The following is a 17,005-nucleotide window of genomic DNA, read 5'->3' as shown; positions in this document are numbered from 1 at the left end:
TCTACTTTCTGGTGTGGGCGATTGCGGGGCGGTCTGTGGTGGGGGTGGTGAGGTGCGAGAGGTGACTGAGGTGCCGGGGCGGTCGGATCGACCGTGGCCCGTCGTTGCGACCCGACCGGCGTGCCGGTTGGGTCCGGCGGGGCTGGGCCGGCACGGCGGCCCGACCCACGGCCGCCTGGCCGACGGCCACTCGACCCACGGCCCGAGCCGGGGCCGGTTGGGGCTGCGGATCGGCGGCACGGGCGGTCTTCTGCCAGTCCGTGCGGGCCGTCACCATGCGGGCGAAGGCCAGCCAGACCGCCAGTGACTGGGCGTAGCTGTACAGCCAGTGGCAGACGCCGAGCAGCAGGGCCTTGGGAATCGACAGCTGCGGCTCACAACGGATCCGGTAGACGATGCCCCACAGGGCGAAGGGCCCGATGCCGAAGACGAGCACCAACGGGGGTACGCCCCAGCCGCCACTGCTCCACCAGCCGCGCAGTCCACCCATTGTGTTGTCGATGTAGTAGGACATCACCACCAGGCAGGCGACGTAGATCGGTGTGCCGAGCAGTTGGGTCCACGGTGCGGCCAGGAAGTGGGCGATCTCCAGGGTGGCCGAGTTGCGGATTCGCGGCGAGCGCAGCACCCTACCGAGGTAGCGGCCACACTGCATCGACCCCTGGGCCCAGCGGGTGCGCTGCCGCACCAGCGGGCGGATCCGGGTCAGCGCCTCCTGGGCCACCCAGCTCTCCGGGCAGTACTCGGTGCGACCCCCGGCCAGCAGGATGTGCAGGCCGAGCTCGAAGTCCTCCAGGAGGGCGCCGTGCCACGGTGTGCCGTGCTGGTCGGCGATCTCGTTGAGCAGGGACAGCCGGGTGAACTGCCCGTTGCCGCCCATCGCCACGCTGCCGGTGCGTCGCCGCAGCGACTGCATGGCGGCGATCGGGGCGCGGAACTCCATGTCCTGCAGCCGGATCAGCAGCCGTCCCCAGGCGCCGACCTCGGTCGGCTGCGCGTACCGGCGCGGCGCGCACTGGAGCATCCGCACCTCCACCTGTACCGCGCCGACCTGCTCCGAACCGAAGTACTGACGGCCGGACAGGGCCACCGGACCCTGGGGGTCGAGTCGGCTGTCCGCGTCCAGGACCCCGACGATCACCCGGGTACGGTCCGCGTTGGCGGGCAACGACTGATCGATGCGTCGCCAGGCGGCGTTGAGCGCGGCGCCCTTGCCCTGTCGCGCGTCCGGCAGTTGACGCTGGACCACGTGCACCCGCGGTTGGTCGGTGAACGCGGCCAGTTCGGCCAGCGTGCCGTCCTCGGAGGCGTCGTCGACGCACCAGACCGTCGCCTGCGGAAAGTCGCAGAGCAGACGCCGCACTGTGTCGCGGATGACCGACGCCTCGTTGCGGCACGGCACGATGATGTGCCAGTCGAAGCCGTCCGGGCTGCCGCCCCGGCTACGTCCGCTCTTCAGGTGGAACACCAGGATGCTCAGCACGTACGCGCAGAAGCTGACGCACAGCAGGAACGCCGCGGTGTTGAGCAGGGCGAGCGACTGCGTCTCAGTGGACACCGGCGACCGTCCCGGAGATCCGCTTGGTCCGGCTGACCAGGACCACGAAGAGGATCGTGACGGCGATCAGACCGGCGGTCGTGATCACCGAGCCGATCAGCACGTGGCTGCGTTCGTAGCCCAGTTTGAAGCCCCAGGTCTGCATCGAGACCACCACCGCGCCGAGTCGGACCTGGTTCACGGTGACCAGCAGCACGACGGCCATCGCCAGGGCGTTGAGTCCCCGCGTCAGTGAGATGCGGCGGAACCCGATCAACGTCGACGCGAGCACGATCGGCGGGATCAGCAACATGGCGACCGAGCAGCCGCTGGAAACCATGAAGCCGACCCAGCGCTCGTCCAGTGGGAAGATCACGGCCGCGCCGATGGATTTGGTGTCCGCCAACCCGACGGCGTCGACGAGATGGGCGTTCAGCCACGCCTCCGCGCTGGCGATGTCGTGCCACCGCCAGAGCATGGCGACGGCGGCGGCGACTCCGATCAGGCCACCCGCGCTGGCGCGCAGCCACGACCCGCGTCGGGGACCTGTCATCGCTCGCGGCCCAACATGGCGACGAGCCACAGTGCCAGACCCAGCACTACCAGCCCGACGCCGACCAGCAACCAGGACTGAACAGCAACCCCGGTGGCGGCAAGGCCACCTCCGATGTGTGGCCCCTTGGTGGGTACTCCGTACATGCCAACTCCCTCCGTAACTCGAAGGCCAGAATGGCACCGCGAAATCGGGCAAAGAGGATAAAGCGGCATAGAGACCCTAAAGAGTGATTAAATGCTTCATGAGTGTGGCAGGCGGGTGACGCGAGCGGTTGCATCCCTTGCCACACAACAGGTTCAGCGTCCCGAGAGTTCGTGCAGAGGTGGTCAACATGGTGACCGGTATCCCCGGACGCACGGCCACGCCAGCGCCGTCGAGGTGGCGGGCGATGGCCGGGTGGAAGAAGGCGGGCATCGCCCTGCTCCTGATGCTCGGAGTGCTCTGCGCGGGCCTCGTCACCGTCGGCTTCGGTTTGAAGCACCGGTACGAGGGCCGGGTCCAGCGCGAGGACATCCTCGGCCAGGGCACCCACGACGACCGCCGGTGGGAGTCGGGGCCGCTCAATCTCCTGCTGCTCGGGTCGGACTCCCGCGACGGCGAGCCGGACCAGGCCCTCTACCCCGGGCAGCGGTCGGACACCATCATGCTGGTGCACGTCAACGCCGCGCGAGAGGCGGCCACCGTCGTCTCCATCCCCCGGGACAGTTACGTCGACGTGCCCGCGGCGGGGCCCACCTGGGCCGGCGGTCCCAACAAGATCAACGCCGCGTTCGCGTTCGGCGGGGCCGCCCTGGCCGCCGAGACGGTCGCCAAGCTCACCGGGCTACCACTCGACGGCGTGCTGGTGGCCAACTTCGCCGCCGTCCGCAAGCTGGTGGACGCGGTGGAGGGGATCAACGTGTGCCTGCCGTACACCGTGAAGTCCTCGGACACCGGCACCACCTGGCCCGCCGGCTGCCACGACCTGGACGGCAAGGCGGCCGACGACCTGATGCGGCAGCGGCACGGCGTGCCCGGCGGAGACTTCGGCCGCATCCACGACCAGCAGCTCGTGGTACGTGCCCTGGCCGAGCGGGTCACCGCGACAGATCTGCTCACCAGCCCGACCCGACTCGACCGGGTGCTCACCACCGCGGCCGAATCACTTGTCGTCGACCGCGACCTGAACCTCACCGACCTCGCCCTCGTGCTGCGCAGGGTGAAGCCGGAGACCGTCCAGTTCGTCACCGTCCCGTTCAGCGACGCGAACCTGCAGACCCCGGCCGGGTCCGCGGTGCGGCTGGACGAGGTCCGGGCCCCGGCGCTCTTCGCCGCCCTGCGCGAGGACCGGGTGGCGCAGTGGGTCGCGGCCAACCCGCAGACTCCGCCGGCCAACTGAGCACGAGTAGCAAGACGGCGGGTGGGAGGTCCCAGGACCTCCCACCCGCCGACTTCTGTCCGGCCAGGTCTAGCGCGACCGCCGCCAGTAGCGGCAGGTCCAGTCCACCTGGTGCAGCTCGTCCTCGATGCCGTGTTCGGCGCGGAAGTCGTCGACGGCCTGCTTGCAGCCGCGTACCGCGTGGTAGTCGTCGATGATCACGTAGCCTCCGACGGAGAGCTTCGGGTAGAGCGAGCGCAGCGCGACCATCGTCGAGTCGTAGAGGTCCCCGTCGAGACGCATCACCGAGATCTGCTCCACCGGCGCGGTCGGCAGGGTGTCCGAGAACCAGCCCTTGAGGAACCGGACCTGGCCGTCGAGTAGCCCGTACCGTTCGAAGTTCGCCTTCACCTGCTCCAACGACACCGCCAGGAAGGGCACCTGCCAGAGCGCGTCCTCGACGTCCTCGACCCGGTGGGGAGCCGGCTTCGGCAGGCCGCGGAACGAGTCTGCGACCCACACCGTCCGGTCCCGGTCGCCGTAGGCGCGCAGCATCCCGCGCATGAAGATGACCGCTCCGCCCCGCCACACACCGGTCTCGATCAGGTCACCGGGCACGCCCCGTTCCAACACGTCCTTGACGCATCGCTCCAGGTTGTCCAGCCGCCGCAGCCCGATCATGGTCTCGGCCTCCGGCGGCCAGTCGCGGCCGGTGGCCCGCGCCTCCGCGTCGAACGGGAACTGGAGCACCAGCTCCAGGCCCTTACGTCGCAGCAGGTGCCGGCCGTGCTGGAGGATCCGGCCGTGCAGGGAGCCCTGACGTGGGTGGTAGGGCATCCACGTCTCGCGGAAGACATAGCGGGTCAGCGCCTTCTTGAGCAGATCGCAGTAGAGGGCGCGGGGGTCGTCCAGCGACGGCTCGGACGCCTGTGTGGGTATCAACATCTCACTCATCGGCCTGTCTCCTTCTCAGTGTCGTTTGTAGCCAGATGGGCGGGCCGCCTGTCGTGGGCGGGCCGCCGACCGTTGCTCCGGCCGTGTCAGCCCCGGCGATCGGCGTCGCCGACGGCTACCGCCCGTCGCAGCACGATGGGCCCGGTGGAGGGTCGTTCCGCGCTCGGCCGCCCGGCGGCCAGCAACTCCTGCCCGAAGGCCGGCCAGTGGTCCGTCCGGTTGGCCACCGGGGCGTTCGGGGAAGGCTCCGGCAGCGCTGCCTCCACCACCGGTGACCGCCAGACCGTCTCGGGCCGGGCCAACGGTCGGCCGAGAACACCCGCCACGGCGGGGGAGCCACCCCAGGCCGGAGCCGCTGGCTCGGGCTGGGCGGTGGGCGTCGGCACCTGCTCGGGCCGGTCCAGGTCATCCGTCACCACCGGGTTCTGCTGGGTGATGGCATCCTCGATCCGGGTCGGCTCGGCCTGCGCCTCCGGGGGCGCCACGACGCCGCCCCCGGTGCTCTCGACCGGTTGACGCTCGACGGGTTGACGCTCGACCGGCACGCTGCCAGCCGTCGCGCCTGCGACCGGCTTGCGGTCGACGGGCGTGCGCTCGACCGTCGTGCCCTCGACCGTCCTGCCCTCGACGGTCCGGCCGGCCGGGGCCGACTCACCCGAGCTCTGTCGGCGGTGCCGTCCGGGCGGCCCGGACTTGTCCTCGACCAGGGCGCTGACCAGCTCACGGATGACCGCGCCCTGAGCGCCCGCCTTCGTCGCCGGCAGCGCCAGGGCATCCTGGGTCGCGCCCGGCGCCAGGGCCGGTTGCTCGCTGCTGGACCGGTGGTCCGGTCGGGGCACCGCTCCGATCACCACGACACCCGCCAGCGGCAGCCCGAGCTGTTGCACGAGCCGGGCCGCCCGGGTGCTGTCGTCCAGGTTCGTCCGACCGGCGCGGACGACCAGCAGCACGCCGTCCGCGTGCTGGGCGAACGCCGAGATCTCCCGTCCGGCCAGGATCGGCGGCGCGTGGACGATCACGCAGTCCTCGTCCTCGCCCAGCGCGTTGAGCAGGCCGCCCAGCTCGTGCAGGGCCTCCGTGTCGGCGCCCTCGCGGGGCTCGGCCGGCAGCACGGTCAGGGTGGGGAAGTCGACCAGGCGCACCGGCGGGCACTTCTGGGCCAGCACCTGCTGCCAGGTGTGCGGCGCCTCCGGGAAGTGTCCCGACAGCACCGGGTCCCGCACCGCACCGTCCACCAGCGTGGCCCGACAGTGCTCATCGGCCATGCCGAGACCGAGCAGGGCGGTCACCAGGGCCTTGCCGTCGTCGTCGTGCGCGCTGGTCACCAGCAGCCGACGACGGGGCAGGGGAGCGGTGAGCACGCTGAGGGTCGAGATCGTGGCGCGCACCGCGTCGGCGACGTTGGTGCGGGCGTACAGCGCGGCGGCGTGATGGCGGGCGAAGCGGCGCGGCAGCTTCGGCAGCACCCCGACCACCGGCAGGCCCAGGCGCGCCTCGATCTGGCCGATGTCGCGCAGCCGGCTGTCGAACCGGTCGCGCAGCATCGTCGCGCCCCAACCGGCCAGCAGCCCGGCCAGGGCTCCGAGCACGCCGTTCAGCAGCGGCCTCGGGAAGGCCGGCCGGGCCGGCGGGCTGGCGGTGTCGAGAACCCGTGCGTTGATGCTGGTGGAACCGCCCATGTCCAGCCGGCCCAGTTGTTGACTGACGGCGCGGGAGGCGGCGTTCGCGATCGCGGCGGCCTGCGTGCCGGTGCCGGCGCTCGCGTGCACGGTGATGATCTGGAGACCCAGCTCGTACTCGCCGCTGACGTGACCGAGCACGGCCCGCTCGGGAAGTTGCAGTGAACGCGCCGCTTCCAGCGCGACCTCCCGGGACCCGACCAGTCGGGCGATGGTGGGCGTGAGGTTCTGCGCGAGGGCCAGGTCCGCCGGTCTGTCCTCGTCGGTCTGCTCGGCGCTGACCAGCACCGAGGCCTCCGCCTCGTAGCGCGCCGGGAGGAGCTGGGTCACTCCCTGGGCGGCGGCCAGGCCCGCGCACAGGCCGAGCAGCGGTACGCCCACCCGGCGCCAGGAGGCACCGAGCAGACCTTTGACATCTATCGACGCGCTCATCAGGCGATCGCCTCTCTGGTTGGGTGCCCGGCCTCGGCGGGCGATGTGCGCAGCGACCGGGCCGGGGACCGCAGTCCGCGCCAGGTCGTGCAGAGTGTCTCGGCGATCCGGTCCCAGCCGAACTCGGCGCCGGCGCGGGCCAACCCACGGTTGGCCAACTGGCCGGAGAGCGCCGGGTCGTCGCGCAGCCGCGCGAGGCGGGCGGCGAGCGCGGAGACGTCGCCGGAGGGAAAGACCAGACCGGCGTCGCCCACCACGTAGGGGATCTCGCCGACGTCGCTGCCCACGACGGGTACGCCACAGGCCATCGCCTCGACCAGCACCCGGCCGAACTGCTCGCGCAGCGGGATACCGATCCACGGCAGGGTATTGCGCTGCACCACCTCGACCGATGGCATCGCCAACACGTCCATGTCGTTCAGCAGCGTGGGCAGCTCGGCGTGCCCGGCCCAGCCGTGCCGGTGCACCCGGCCGGGTCGGCGCGCGGCGGCCCGTTCGATCTCGGCGCCGAGGCTGCCCTCGCCGACCAGCGACACGTCGCAGTCGATCAGCTCGGCGGCTCGTAGCAGGTCGACCACGCCCTTGTGTGGCTCGAACCGCCCGACGAACCCGACAGTGAACGGGCGTGCGACCGGGTCGGTGGGCAGCGGCCGGAACATCCGGGTGTCCACGCCGAGCGGCACGATCGTGGCCGGGCCCCGGTAACCCTTGATGCGCAGCACATTCAACGCCGCGGGTGTGATCGGGAAGGCGTGGTCGACGGAGAGGTAGGACTGTCGCTCGATCCGGGGGAACGGCACCGGAAAGCGGGTGACCACGTTCTGCGCGGCGTACAAGGTGGTGGGCACTCCGGCCCAGCAGCGTTGACGCAGCCGCAGCGCCTGCCAGGTGGTGAGGTACGCGGCCTCGCCGATGACGTGCAGGATGTCCGGTCGGGCGGTGGTCACGTCGTGCTGGCCGGGCAGCCGGAACAGCACCGAGGCCATGTGCCCGGTCAGCGACTCGCCGAGCAGGTGCGGAACGACGTGGTACCGCAGCCGGTGGTGTCGACGGGCCAGCCGGGCCAGTTCGTGTCGGGTCGCCGGGGACACGTCCGCGGCGAGCACCGTGAGGGTGACGTCCGACTGTTCGCACAGGACGTCGAACAGGTCCGTCCAGTGTTCGGTGCGCTTGCCGACGACCGTTGTCAGGACGTGCATCACGCTCCTCCTCTCGTTTCAGGTCGGGTGACAGCGATGCGGCCGACGCGGGTCCAGGCGCGCAGCCGGGCCGTCCCGGCCCGGGGTTGCACTGGCATCCGCGCGCCGGCCAGTCCGATGCCGATCAGCGCGCGCAGCAGCACCACGCCGCGTACCGCGCGCAGGGTGCCGGCGCGGTGGCGGGCGAAGAACCGCAGCATGCTGCGGTACAGGTGGGGCCAGATCCAGGCCGGGTCGGAGCTGCTCGCCCCGCCGACGTGTACGGCGGTCACCGAGGGCACGTACAGCACCTGGGCGCCGCGCCGGGCCGCCTGGAGGCACAACTCCTCGTCCTCGTAGTACAGGAAGTAGCCCTCGTCAAGGCCGCCGATCGCCACGAACAAATCACGACGCACCGCCAGGCAGGCACCGGAGAGCCAGTCCACAGCCACTGGCTGCGCCCCGCGTACACAGGCGTCGTACGCGGCCCGGCGCTGCCGCCCGCTGAGCAACCGTCGCAGTGAGACCGGCACCAGCGACCCACCGAACCGGCTGGCCAGCACCGTGCCGAGGGATTCGAAGCGGTGGGCGCTGATCGCGACCCGGCCGTGCGCGTCGGTGAGCCGTGGCCCCGCGATGCCCACCGACGGTCGGTCGCGCAGCACCCGGACCAGCTCCGCCACCGCGCCGGGGGTGACCACGCAGTCCGGGTTGACCAGGAGCACGACGTCGGTGTCGACCCCGGCCGCGGCCCGGTTCACGGCGGTGGCGAACCCGGTGTTGGTGGGGCTGGCGAGGACCGTCACCTCCGGGAAGCGGCGTCGGACGAGGTCGACGGTGCCATCGGTGGAGGCGTTGTCCACCAACCGCACCGGCACCTGCGCCTGCCGCAGCGCGCTCAGGGCGGCGACGATCTGTCCCGCCGAGTTGTGGGTGACCACCACCGCCGTGGCGTCGGCCGCGCTCATGCCGCCACACCCGTTCGGGTCAGGACGCCGCGCAGCAGCGGCGGTCGGGCGGTTCGCCGCAGCCGCGCCCCCTCGCGGTGTGCCGTGAGGAGGGTCAGCGCCGGCAACAGGCCCAGCTCCCAGTGCCCGTCGGTCGGCGCCGCGAAGAGGGCGGCGGCCAGGAAACCGCAGCACAGCGCCGCGAACGGCAGCGCGATCCCGTCCCGACTGCGCAGGCCGACGCGGATGCTGCGCAGGATCGGCCAGAGGACCAGCAGGAGGCCGACCAGCCCGAGGTTGGCCAGCACCGTGACGTAGAAGGCGTGGTACACCGGACCGACGTCGGTGAAGGTGAAGCCGGACAGGTAGATGTCCGGCGTGGTCTGTCCGAGGCCGGCCCCGACCAACGGCTGGTCGGCGAAGACGCCCAGGCCGACCTCGGACTCCACCCCCCGGTAACCGGCGGACTGCTCGAACCCCTTGGTGATCTCCGTGGCGCGCTCTCGTACCCCTGGTTGCAGGGCCAGGATCGCGGCCACCGCGACCGCCGCCGCGGCGGTGGCGGCCAGGCCGGTGCGGACCGTGCGACCACCGCGAACCAGCATGATCAGCCCGGTCAGTGCCGCGGCGAGCCAGATCCCCCGGTACGACGCGAGGAGCACGTCGACGGCGAAGAACCCGCCGAGCAGGAGGGCGCCGGCTCGACGCCAACCCCGCACCCGACCGGCGATCCAGATCAGCGCGGGGATGGCCATGAGGGTGATGAGCCCGCCGTGGCGCCCCGGTGCCGTCACCGAGATGGCGGTGAAGGCCCCCGCCAGCACCACGTACAGGATGCCGGCGGCCAGGATCCGACGGGGCGTGGTGAGGGTGTGGGTGGCGACGAAGAAGTACACCGGGATCGTGGCCACCTGGTACGCGGCGACCAGTACCTCCGCCGGCAGGTTGCCGACGGCCAGGCCGTAGGTGGCCGCCACGACGGTCAACCCGACCAGGACCAGCATGCCCACGTCGGCGGCGGTACGCCGGATGCCCCGCTCCGCCCCGAGCCAGTGGCGGGTGGCCAGCGCGGCGCCGCCGGCGGCCAGCAGCAGTACCTTCACCGCGATGTAGCCGCGCACGTCGCCGCCGCTGAGCACAGCACCGACCACGGCGCCGCCGATGATGCCGACCGGCAGCACGGCCCAGGGCCAGAGCAGGAAGGCGCCGAAACACAGCACTCCGACGGCGGCGGCCAGGCCGACCGGCCCGGGCAGCAGGGTGACCACTGTCACCACACCGCCCAGCGCGGCGCCGGCGAGCACCACACCGGGCGCGACGATGGGCACTCTCATCGCGGCAACCCCGCCAACAGGGAACGCAGCTGGACGCCCCGCGCCGACCAGCTGTTGCGGGTGGCGACCTCTCGGCGTCGGGCGGCGTCGTCGGGCGCGCCGGCGCGGTCCAGCGCATCGGCCAGCGCCGCGGCGAAGCTCGCCGGGTCGCCGGCGAGGGTGATGGTGTCGCCCAGGGACCGCAGCGCCGGCAGCGGCGTCGCGACGACGGGCTTGCCGAGGGCCAGGTATTCGTAGCACTTCTTCGGGTGCACGTAGTCGATCAGCCCACCAACCCGGTAGGGGATCATGGTGACGTCGCAGGCCCGCAGGATGCCCGGCACGTCCGCGAAGCGGACGGCGTCGACAAGCACCACGTTGGACAGTCCGGCGAGCGGGGCACGGCCGGCCCGGGTGGACGGGCCGACCAACACGAACGTCCACTCCGGGTGGGCGCGCGCCACCGAGGCGACCAGGTCCGCGTCGAAGGCCCGGGTGTCGACCGCCCCGCTGTAGCCGATCAGGGGTCGGCGCAGGCTGAGCAACCAGGGCGCGAACGGGCCGTCCGGCGAGAAGCGGTCCGGGTCGCATCCGTTCGCCAGGACCACCGGTGCCGGGTCGGAGGTGGGCATCCGGTCGGGTAGCGCGGTGGACGAGGCGAGGACAAGGTCGGCGGCGCCGACCGCGGAGCGCAGCGCGCGGCGCAGATGCCAACGGTTCCAGGGGCGGGTGAACGTCCAGTCCAGGTCGGTGGCGTCGTAGACGACGGCGGACGCGTCCAGCCGGGCGGCGACCGGCGCGGCCAGGTCCTCGTCCAGCCAGAGCAGTCGTACGGATGCCTCCCGCCGCCGGAACCAGCGGCGCAGCACCCGCGCGGCGAGCCAGCGGTTGACCCGGTTGACCGGAGGCAGGTGCCTACCGAACGGCAGCAGCGCCGGCCCGGCGCACTGCCACAGGCCGTCGGCCACCTCCCGGACCTGGACCCGCCAGCGCGGGAGGTGCCCGGCCGGGTCGACGAAGAGCACCCGGTGGTCGACGGTCAGCTCGCGGGCCAGCGCGTGCTGCCGGTGGGCGCCGTTCGCCCACGGCGTGCCGCTGAAGATGACCACCCAGTCGCGGTCGCCGTCGGCGGGCGGCACGACCGCCGCGGCCGCCGGTTGCAGGGTGCTGGTCTGTTCAGCCACGGCCGGACCGTTCCATCGGCCGTGGCGCTCCGGCGGGCAGCAACTCGTCCTCGCCGAGGCGGCCGAGCACCGGGCGGGCGCGCTCGTCGTCGAGTCGCAGCAGTCGGGCGCCCGCGTGCCGGTCCAGCCAGCCACGCAGCGCGCCGGCCGCGATCCGCCGGTTGATCCAGTTGAGAAGCGGCACCGCATCACCCAGCGGCAGCGCTGTCGGTGCGACGGCGTGCCAGGCCTCCGCACCGATCGGGGTCACCTCGCACCGCCAGCGCGGCCGGCGTCCCGGCGGGTCGACGAAGAGCAACCGTTGCCCGGGGGCCAACTGCCCCAGCACCGCCGAATGCCCGTCGACGGACCATCGAATCCGGCTGAACAGCACCACCCAGTCGCGGGTGTCACCGTCGGGCAGCGGACCGACGTCGCCGCGCAGCGCGGCGAGCAGGTCGCCCAGGCCCAGCTGTACGGATCGACCGAAGAGCCGCTTGACCAGATGGTCGGCGAGCAGCGCGGCCCGGAACACCGGCAACCGGTACCGGGGCTGGGTCAGCCGCAGGTACCCGACCAGGCTGCCCAGCAGGTGTCGGAAGCGGATGGTCGGCCCGAGCAGCCGGCAAGACGCGCCGCGGCTGTGCGTCACCACGGCGTCCGGGAGCATCCACAGCTGGTGTCCGGCCTGGTCGAGCTGCCGCGCGAGGACCGCGTCGTTCCAGTAGACGGGGAACGCCTCGTCGAAGATGGTCTGTTGTCCGAGCACCGAGCGGCGCAGCAGCATGCAGCTGCCCGAGGCGAGCTGCCGGGGGCGGCTGAAGTCCTCGCCGCGCATCTGGAACCGGTGCAGTGCCTGGCGGAACCCGGGCAGCCGGCGCAGCGCGGTCACCAGCGCGATGGTGGCGGTGAAGCTGGGCTGTTGGACGTAGTGCTGCTGGAAGGTGCCGTCCGGGTTGAGGTAGAGCGGGCTGACCCCCGCCACGTCCGGCCGCTCCCGCAGGTGGTCGATCATCCGCGACAGCGCGCCGGGGTGGAACCGGATGTCGCTGTTGAGCAGCAGGATCAACTGCCCGTTCGCCCGGCGGTACGCCTGGTTCACGGCGGCGGCGAACCCGGTGTTGTGGTTGTTGCGGATCAGCCGGACCCGGGGTTGGTCGCTGAGCATCTCGGCGGAGCCGTCGGATGAGCCGTTGTCGACGGCAATCACCTCGTAGTCCAGGTCGGGGTCGACGGTCGAGGCCAGCGACTCCAGGCACTGTCGGGTCTGCTCGCGGGTGTTCCAGCTGATCAGGAGCACCGACAGCAGCGGGGCGGCCATCAGGACACCGCCCGGTCGTCGCGGCGGGCGAAGATCCGCAGCAGGTCGCCGAGTTGTGGGTGCGTCACCCGGGGCGACCGGCTGGCGGCGACGTCGGCGACCAGCAGATCGCGGGCGTTGCGCAGCCGTGCCGCCGGTTGCCAGTAGAACCGCGAGAAGACCGTGTCGTGGGAGATCACCCGGAACCCGGACTCCACGAGCATCCGGCTCAGCGTGTCCGGGGTGAAGTGCCAGCGGTGGTACGCGGGAGCGATGGCGGGCCAGTCGGTGCCGAGTCGGTTGGCGGCGGCGGAGGCGATGTTGGGTACTTCGAGGGCGAGCCAGCCGCCGGGAGTGAGGGCGGTGTGTGCGGCGTGCAGGAAGGCGCGGGGGTCTTCGACGTGTTCGAGGACGTGGAAGGCGCAGACGACGTCGGCGGTGAGGGTGGGTGCGATGGTTTCGAAGTAGCCCTGGCGTACGGGCATGTGGAGGTGGTCGCGGGCGAAGCTGGCGGCGGCGTGGCTGACTTCGATCCCGCTGGCGGTGATTCCGGCCTGGTGGGCGGCTTCGAGGAAGTAACCCCCCGCGCACCCGGCTTCGAGAAGGACTGTGGGGCGGACTGTGGAGAGCAGCCAGCGCAACCGTCGGCTCGCCTCGAACCGGCGCTGACCGGCCGAGGCGAAGTAGTCCTGGTACCCGTCCGTCGTGTAGTAGGCCTCGTCGTACAGCTCCTCGGGAGCCGGGGCGCTGCCCGCGGTCCAGACGAAGCCGCAGTCCGGGCAGCTCCACAGCAGCTCGCCGAGGGTCGGCGAGTGCCCACCGGCGCGGCCGCAGAGCTGGCAGCGGACCAGCTCGATCCCATCGAGTTTCATCAGGTGCTCCGTCCGGTTCGTGGCGCCCGGGCGATCACCCGGAGCAGGTCGCCGAGGCGTGGGTGGGTCAACCGCGGTGAGCGGAGCCCGAGCACGTCGGCGGGGAGTAGATGTCGGGCGTGCCGCAGCCGGTAGGCGAGCGGCATGTAGTAGCGGAAGACTGTGGTGTCCTGCCGGACCACCTCGAAGCCGAGGTCGGTCACCAGCCGGACCAGGGTGTCGGGGGTGAAGTGCCAGCGGTGGTAGCGCGGTTGCAGGCCCGGCCAGTCGGTGCCGAGTCGGTTGGCGGCGGCGGAGGCGATGTTGGGTACTTCGAGGGCGAGCCAGCCGCCGGGGGTGAGGGCGGTGTGTGCGGCGTGCAGGAAGGCGCGGGGGTCTTCGACGTGTTCGAGGACGTGGAAGGCGCAGACGACGTCGGCGGTGAGGGTGGGTGCGATGGTTTCGAAGTAGCCCTGGCGTACGGGCATGTGGAGGTGGTCGCGGGCGAAGCTGGCGGCGGCGTGGCTGACTTCGATCCCGCTGGCGGTGATTCCGGCCTGGTGGGCGGCTTCGAGGAAGTAGCCGCCAGCGGGACCGGCTTCGAGAAGGACTGTGGGGCGGACTGTGGAGAGCAGCCAGCGCAACCGCCGCCGTGCCTCGAACCGGCGTGGCGCGGCCCGGAAGTAGTCGTCGTAACCACCCTCGGCGAAGTAGTCCTCGTCGTATCGTCCGTCCTCGGTGGCCTGCTCCTGCGCGGTCCAGCTGAAGCCGCAGCCTTCACAGCGGCGCAGCAGCCCGCCGAGTCGCGGCAGGTGGGCCTGCCGTGGCCCACACAGCACGCACCGCGCGGTGCGGTGGTCGACGCTCATCGCGGACCGCCCGTGCTCGGCGACAGCACCGCCGTCGGCGCGCGCAGCAGCCGGTGCAGTCGCAGCCGGTCGCTCGCGCCCAGGTGCCCGCCGGCGATCAGCAGCGCGCCAGCGACGAGCACTGTCAGACCCGCCCGGGACGACACGGCGAGGGCGGCGTCGAGGCGTCCCGGACCGTCCGGCAGGAACTGGCTGGCCGCCGTCGTGACCAACCCGGCCGCGGCAGCCGCGGCGAGCGGCGGCCAGATCGCCCGCGCCAGCGGGGCGAGCGGCCGGGCCGTGGCGCTGTGGAAGTAGACAAGGAAGTACCCGGTGCTGAGCACCACCGCCAGCGCTGTCGACAGCGGTACGCCGAGCGGCCCGCACAGCAGCAGCAGCGGCACGGTCAGGACCAGGTTGAGGACGACGGAGAGCAGTACGTACCGCGTCTCCAACCCGGGCCGGCCCTCGGCGCGGGCGGCGATCGTCGCCGCCCCGGCGATCAGGTTGAGGGCGTACGCGGGCGCGAGGACGATGATGTTCGCCGCGGCCCAGGGGACCTGGTGGCCCAGCCAGAGCCGGACCAGTGGATCGGCGCTGACCATCAGCGCGGCGGTGGCCGGGGCCAGGAACAGCGCGAGGTACCGGGTGGCGGTCAGGTGGAACCGGTCCAGCCAGCCGGTGCCCTGGGACACCGTGCGGGCGACCGCCGCGGGGAACAGCGCGATGAGGGCGAAACCCGGGGGCAGGCGGAGCAGGTTGAGCAGGCGACTGCCCAGGTCGAATCCGCCGGCCACGGCGGGGCCGAAGGCACCAGCGAGGATGAGGCGATCGAGTTCCACATTGACGATTCCTGCGCCGCTGGAGACCTGCACCCGCAGGCCGTAGCCGCCGATCCGCCGGATGTCGGCGACGCAGGTCCGTCCCCATCGTGGGGACAGGTCCGGGCACTGGCGGTGGGTCGTCGCGGTGAGCAGGAGGGTACGGATCGCCCCGGTCGCGGCGGCCGAGGCGGCCAACGCCACCAGGCCGCCGCCGAGGCGTACCACCAGGATGGCGAGGGCTGCCCCGAGGATGGCGGTGCCGGCGCTGATCGCGGCGAGTGACCCGTACCGTTGGCCGCCTTCGAGTACGGCCCGCCACGGCAGTTCCACGGCGCCGGCCACCAGGCTGACGACCAGCCAGAGGGTGGCCTGCCACGCCTCGTCGGCCAGGTCAGCGAGGCGCAGCGGCCCGACGAGCCACGGCCAGCAGGCACCGAGCGCTCCCAGGGTGAGCAGGCCCAGCAGCACGGCCCAGCCCAGCCCCAGCCCGAGCAGCCGACGTACCAGGTCGCGGTCCGCCGGGCTCTCGGCCCGCGCCACCTCGCGGACCAGTGCGGAGCCGAGTCCGAGGTCGATCAGGGCGGCCATCGCCAGCAGGCCGGTGAGCACCACCCAGATCCCGAACTCCCGTGGCCCGAGCTGCTGGTAGATGACCGGCACCGAGACCAGTCCGGCCACCGCCGTGACCACCCGCGCGGCCAGCATGCTGGCCGTGTTGCGGGTGACGCGGCTTTCCACCGCGTGGGTCGCGCTAGCCACGGGGGAACCCGCGGAACAGCTCGACGACGGTCAGCAGGAGCAGGGTCAGGTCGACCCGCATCGAGCGGCAATTGAGGTAGAGCAGGTCACAGCGGAGCTTCTCCTCCACTGTGGCCGCGTATCCGCCGGTGAGCTGCGCGATGCCGGTCAGCCCCGGCCGGATCAGGTGCCGCAGGTCGTAGTCGGGCAACCGGGCGAAGCCGGCGATGAACTCCGGTCGTTCCGGGCGAGGCCCGACGAGGCTCATCTCGCCGCGCAGCACGTTCCAGAGCTGGGGCAACTCGTCCAGCCGGGACCGTCGAAGCCAGCGACCCAATCGAGTGATCCGGACGTCGTCCGGCAGGGCCAGGACCGGGCCGGTGGTCTGCTCGGCGCCGACCCGCATGGTCCGGAACTTGACCACCCGGAACGGCCGGCCACCCGTGCCGACGCGTTGCTGGAGGTAGAACGGTGGGCCGGTGAACGACACCACGCCGGCGATCACCGCGATCAGTGGGATCACCACGACGGCACTGAGCAGGATCACGCCGAGGTCGAAGAACCGCTTGAGCCGCTCGCCTCGGGGTCGGCCGGCGCCGCCCGAACCCAGCCGGATCCAGGGCAGCCCACCGAAGCGCGCCATCGCGGGTGCCCGCAGCAGACCGTAGACGGGACGGGCCAGCACCATGATCTCGACGCCGGCACTCATGCAACTGGTGATGATGCGGTCGTCGATGCTCTCCAGGGAGTGCTTGAGCAACAGGAGTCGAGGGCGGACGCTGGCCAGCACTTCGGCGAGTTCCTCGGCGCAGACCGGCACCGGGAGTCGGACGGCCACGTCGAACTCCTCGTCGAGGCGGTCGGGCGTGGTGGCCGCGTCGTTCGCCTCGAGCACCACCACGCGGGCCCGCCGTCTGTGCTGGTCGGAGCGGGTGGCCTGCTCGTAGCGGGTGAACAACTCCTGAAGCTGCAGCGGGATCTCCGGGCGTTGTCGCGTCTCGGACCCTGGTGCCCCGGCGAGGTCGTAGGAGGTCGCGCTGTCGTTGCCCGGCAACGGAGCTGAGTCCGCGGTCACGGGTCCCGGGGTCTTTCTCAACGCGCCGACCTCCTTCTCCGTCAGGTGGTTTGAGGGCATGCGGACGAGCACCCCGGAAGTAAGCTACTAGTCACAAATGCCCCAATACTCCCGGATAGGCAAAAAGAGGACTTCTCGTCCTCAACCTCACATACCGGCCTAAATCATTGCGCGAAACATCCCTTTGGTGGGTATTCGGTGGGTTACGGTCGTGCCGGCCGTCCGGTTGCCGCTGAGGGCCGACAACCCAGTC

At 71.8% G+C, this 17,005-nt stretch carries 15 protein-coding genes; 1 reads left to right on the top strand and 14 read right to left on the bottom strand.

Annotation, left to right across the window (positions count from 1 at the left end; genetic code table 11):
- Window position 1: 1 nt before the first annotated feature.
- From ACFYPG_RS02240 to ACFYPG_RS02230, 3 genes are read right to left on the bottom strand one after another with little or no spacing between them, the layout of a single operon-like run.
- Window positions 2–1,558 (bottom strand): glycosyltransferase, encoded by a 1,557-nt coding sequence (locus ACFYPG_RS02240; RefSeq protein WP_387349654.1) that lies wholly within the window; start codon window positions 1,556–1,558, stop codon window positions 2–4.
- Complete coding sequence (locus ACFYPG_RS02235; RefSeq protein WP_387349652.1) at window positions 1,548–2,090, bottom strand: hypothetical protein; 543 nt, start codon at window positions 2,088–2,090, stop codon at window positions 1,548–1,550. Before ACFYPG_RS02235 ends, ACFYPG_RS02240 begins: the two co-directional genes overlap by 11 nt.
- Window positions 2,087–2,236: a peptidase gene (locus tag ACFYPG_RS02230; RefSeq protein ID WP_088989215.1), complete on the bottom strand. Its 150-nt coding sequence runs from the start codon at window positions 2,234–2,236 to the stop codon at window positions 2,087–2,089. Before ACFYPG_RS02230 ends, ACFYPG_RS02235 begins: the two co-directional genes overlap by 4 nt.
- A 188-nt stretch (window positions 2,237–2,424) precedes the next feature.
- Between ACFYPG_RS02230 and ACFYPG_RS02225 the strand changes: the two genes are divergently transcribed.
- The gene (locus ACFYPG_RS02225) at window positions 2,425–3,471 is read left to right on the top strand and encodes an LCP family protein (RefSeq protein ID WP_387349650.1); all 1,047 of its coding nucleotides are present in this window, start codon (window positions 2,425–2,427) and stop codon (window positions 3,469–3,471) included.
- Window positions 3,472–3,540: 69 nt separating this feature from the next.
- On the opposite strand, the gene ACFYPG_RS02220 is transcribed toward ACFYPG_RS02225, so the two are convergent.
- The 11 genes from ACFYPG_RS02220 to ACFYPG_RS02170 all read right to left on the bottom strand — a co-directional run bounded on the left by ACFYPG_RS02220 (window position 3,541) and on the right by ACFYPG_RS02170 (window position 16,752).
- Window positions 3,541–4,404 carry a TylF/MycF family methyltransferase gene (locus ACFYPG_RS02220; RefSeq protein ID WP_355006647.1) on the bottom strand — a complete coding sequence of 288 codons (864 nt, stop codon included), beginning with the start codon at window positions 4,402–4,404 and terminating at the stop codon, window positions 3,541–3,543.
- Between the two features lie 86 nt (window positions 4,405–4,490).
- The gene (locus ACFYPG_RS02215) at window positions 4,491–6,515 is read right to left on the bottom strand and encodes a hypothetical protein (RefSeq protein ID WP_387349649.1); all 2,025 of its coding nucleotides are present in this window, start codon (window positions 6,513–6,515) and stop codon (window positions 4,491–4,493) included.
- Window positions 6,515–7,714, bottom strand: a complete 1,200-nt coding sequence (locus ACFYPG_RS02210) for a glycosyltransferase family 4 protein (RefSeq protein ID WP_387349646.1) — start codon at window positions 7,712–7,714, stop codon at window positions 6,515–6,517. The genes ACFYPG_RS02215 and ACFYPG_RS02210 overlap by 1 nt, the downstream gene beginning before the upstream one ends.
- On the bottom strand, window positions 7,714–8,661 hold the full coding sequence (locus tag ACFYPG_RS02205) for a glycosyltransferase family 2 protein (RefSeq protein WP_387349644.1): 948 nt from the start codon (window positions 8,659–8,661) through the stop codon (window positions 7,714–7,716). Before ACFYPG_RS02205 ends, ACFYPG_RS02210 begins: the two co-directional genes overlap by 1 nt.
- Entirely contained in the window at window positions 8,658–9,974 is a 1,317-nt protein-coding gene (locus ACFYPG_RS02200) for a hypothetical protein (protein ID WP_387349643.1), read from the bottom strand. The genes ACFYPG_RS02205 and ACFYPG_RS02200 overlap by 4 nt, the downstream gene beginning before the upstream one ends.
- Window positions 9,971–11,137 carry a glycosyltransferase gene (locus ACFYPG_RS02195; RefSeq protein WP_387349641.1) on the bottom strand — a complete coding sequence of 389 codons (1,167 nt, stop codon included), beginning with the start codon at window positions 11,135–11,137 and terminating at the stop codon, window positions 9,971–9,973. Before ACFYPG_RS02195 ends, ACFYPG_RS02200 begins: the two co-directional genes overlap by 4 nt.
- Entirely contained in the window at window positions 11,130–12,437 is a 1,308-nt protein-coding gene (locus ACFYPG_RS02190) for a glycosyltransferase family 2 protein (RefSeq protein ID WP_387349640.1), read from the bottom strand. Before ACFYPG_RS02190 ends, ACFYPG_RS02195 begins: the two co-directional genes overlap by 8 nt.
- On the bottom strand, window positions 12,437–13,288 hold the full coding sequence (locus ACFYPG_RS02185; protein ID WP_387349639.1) for a class I SAM-dependent methyltransferase: 852 nt from the start codon (window positions 13,286–13,288) through the stop codon (window positions 12,437–12,439). The genes ACFYPG_RS02190 and ACFYPG_RS02185 overlap by 1 nt, the downstream gene beginning before the upstream one ends.
- Window positions 13,288–14,136, bottom strand: coding sequence for a class I SAM-dependent methyltransferase (locus tag ACFYPG_RS02180; RefSeq protein WP_387349637.1), 849 nt, complete (start codon window positions 14,134–14,136; stop codon window positions 13,288–13,290). The genes ACFYPG_RS02185 and ACFYPG_RS02180 overlap by 1 nt, the downstream gene beginning before the upstream one ends.
- Window positions 14,133–15,698, bottom strand: coding sequence for a lipopolysaccharide biosynthesis protein (locus ACFYPG_RS02175; RefSeq protein WP_387349635.1), 1,566 nt, complete (start codon window positions 15,696–15,698; stop codon window positions 14,133–14,135). The genes ACFYPG_RS02180 and ACFYPG_RS02175 overlap by 4 nt, the downstream gene beginning before the upstream one ends.
- Window positions 15,691–16,752, bottom strand: a complete 1,062-nt coding sequence (locus ACFYPG_RS02170; protein ID WP_387349633.1) for a sugar transferase — start codon at window positions 16,750–16,752, stop codon at window positions 15,691–15,693. The genes ACFYPG_RS02175 and ACFYPG_RS02170 overlap by 8 nt, the downstream gene beginning before the upstream one ends.
- Between the last annotated feature and the right edge of the window lie 253 nt (window positions 16,753–17,005).

Source organism: Micromonospora sp. NPDC005553 (assembly GCF_042871765.1).
Taxonomy (GTDB): Bacteria; Actinomycetota; Actinomycetes; order Mycobacteriales; family Micromonosporaceae; genus Micromonospora.
The sequence above is the reverse complement of the archived record's forward strand: the minus strand, read 5'-3'. Positions and strand labels throughout refer to the sequence as shown.

Bases quoted from the DNA above. Each gene is read 5' to 3' on its own strand.
- ACFYPG_RS02235 (WP_387349652.1), bottom strand. From the start codon at position 2,090: ATGACAGGTCCCCGACGCGGGTCGTGGCTGCGCGCCAGCGCGGGTGGC.
- ACFYPG_RS02230 (WP_088989215.1), bottom strand. From the start codon at position 2,236: ATGTACGGAGTACCCACCAAGGGGCCACACATCGGAGGTGGCCTTGCC.
- ACFYPG_RS02225 (WP_387349650.1), top strand. From the start codon at position 2,425: ATGGTGACCGGTATCCCCGGACGCACGGCCACGCCAGCGCCGTCGAGG.
- ACFYPG_RS02220 (WP_355006647.1), bottom strand. From the start codon at position 4,404: ATGAGTGAGATGTTGATACCCACACAGGCGTCCGAGCCGTCGCTGGAC.
- ACFYPG_RS02215 (WP_387349649.1), bottom strand. From the start codon at position 6,515: ATGAGCGCGTCGATAGATGTCAAAGGTCTGCTCGGTGCCTCCTGGCGC.
- ACFYPG_RS02210 (WP_387349646.1), bottom strand. From the start codon at position 7,714: ATGCACGTCCTGACAACGGTCGTCGGCAAGCGCACCGAACACTGGACG.
- ACFYPG_RS02205 (WP_387349644.1), bottom strand. From the start codon at position 8,661: ATGAGCGCGGCCGACGCCACGGCGGTGGTGGTCACCCACAACTCGGCG.
- ACFYPG_RS02200 (WP_387349643.1), bottom strand. From the start codon at position 9,974: ATGAGAGTGCCCATCGTCGCGCCCGGTGTGGTGCTCGCCGGCGCCGCG.
- ACFYPG_RS02190 (WP_387349640.1), bottom strand. From the start codon at position 12,437: ATGGCCGCCCCGCTGCTGTCGGTGCTCCTGATCAGCTGGAACACCCGC.
- ACFYPG_RS02185 (WP_387349639.1), bottom strand. From the start codon at position 13,288: ATGAAACTCGATGGGATCGAGCTGGTCCGCTGCCAGCTCTGCGGCCGC.
- ACFYPG_RS02180 (WP_387349637.1), bottom strand. From the start codon at position 14,136: ATGAGCGTCGACCACCGCACCGCGCGGTGCGTGCTGTGTGGGCCACGG.